The organism is Photorhabdus viridis, assembly GCF_040256935.1.
Lineage (GTDB): Bacteria > Pseudomonadota > Gammaproteobacteria > Enterobacterales > Enterobacteriaceae > Photorhabdus > Photorhabdus viridis.
This window is the reverse complement of record NZ_JBEJZY010000382.1, coordinates 1-276: the sequence shown is the minus strand read 5'-3', so window position 1 is coordinate 276 and position 276 is coordinate 1. Positions and strand designations below refer to the sequence as shown.

1 protein-coding gene is annotated in these 276 nt (G+C 61.2%); it reads left to right on the top strand.

The window, feature by feature from the left end; all coding sequences use genetic code 11:
• Positions 1-276 (top strand): hypothetical protein (locus ABR397_RS23835; RefSeq protein WP_350307851.1); only part of this gene is annotated, 276 nt, incomplete at both ends.

Sequence of the window (276 nt, the reverse complement as noted above, 5' to 3'; positions counted from 1 at the left end):
CGGCCGGCTGACCTGGCGGAGATTACCGACCCCGCCTATGCCAGTCTGGCCAGACAGTATACATACGATGCGGCCCTGAACCTGACGGCGGCCCGTGACGATGCGCAGCGGTTGCACTATATCCTCAACGGCAACGGCCAGGTGGTCTCGGTGAGTGATGAAAGGAACCTGCGCGAGCATTATCAGTATGATGTCACCGGTTACCCGTCCCGGCGATTTGACGGGGTGCAGGAGATTATGGGGGAAACCCTCTACCAGGCGGGGCACCGCCTGAAC